This window comes from Peptoniphilus sp. HCN-40583 (assembly GCF_037892835.1).
In the GTDB taxonomy this organism is placed as follows: domain Bacteria; phylum Bacillota; class Clostridia; order Tissierellales; family Peptoniphilaceae; genus Aedoeadaptatus; species Aedoeadaptatus rachelemmaiella.
Window position 1 is genome coordinate 1 of record NZ_JBBKBU010000059.1, and the last position, 930, is coordinate 930.

At 52.3% G+C, this 930-nt stretch carries 1 protein-coding gene; it reads right to left on the reverse strand.

What is annotated here, in order from left to right:
- A partial coding sequence (locus tag WKT05_RS10560; RefSeq protein ID WP_340414060.1) for a hypothetical protein occupies window positions 1-930 on the reverse strand: 930 nt, incomplete at both ends.

Below are 930 nucleotides of genomic sequence, written 5' to 3' on the forward strand. Positions count from 1 at the left end.
TTGATCCGATTTCTTCGGATTGACGGTGATCTTGGTCTTACTGTCGGCGGTTAAGGGCTTACCGTCTTTGTCGTTGACGCTGGCGACGAAGGGTTTGCCGTTGTTGTCTTTAACGGTTAAACCTTTGTCTTCGGCCGGGGTGACGGTGACGCCGTATTCGCCCAGTTTGTCCTTTTCGATTTCGACGGTGTTGCCTTTTTTGTCGGTGAGTTTGACTTTGATGCCGTCGTGTTTCGGTTTGTCGCCTTCGGTGTAGGTCATCGTGGTCGGGTCTTGAATGACTTCGATCTTGGTGATGTTTTGTTTGTCGAAGACGGAACTGATGGCGCTTGCTTTAAAGTCGGTCTTTTTCGTAATGGCTTGATCCCAAGGATTTTCCACGTTCCACTTCGCATCTTTGAAGTTTTCTTCTGCTTGAGGGGTCGGGAATTTGTCTTTCGCCAGTTTGCTGTCTTTGAAGACGGCGTAGGATTTGCCATATAACGGGTCGGTTTTCACGCTGGTTTCATCACGGGATACGCTAACTTCGAAGACGCCGTCGGGTAATTCGGTACCCGGGGTGATTTCTTGGCCGTTGGTGATGAATTGGGCGGTGTAGACTTTGCCGTTTTCTACGGTTTCGGTGCCTGCCGGGATGGCGGGGTTGTAGCCGTTGGCTTTGGTGGTCTTTGCATCGGCGACGTTGATGGTCGGTGCGGTGACTTTTTCCCACTTGCTGCCTTTTTTGACGAGGGCGGAGATGACTTGTTGTTCAACCTTATCGCCCAGGGTCAGGCTGCCTTTGGTCTTGTCGGCATCGGCCACTTTGAAGGCGACGATGTCGTATTGCGTCTTGTCGACGGTTTTGCCGTCTTTGTCCGTGGTCGGGACGTTGGTGTCGTCCGGATTGGTCGGTTTCTTGGGATCCGCCGGAACGTAGGGAATCACGTC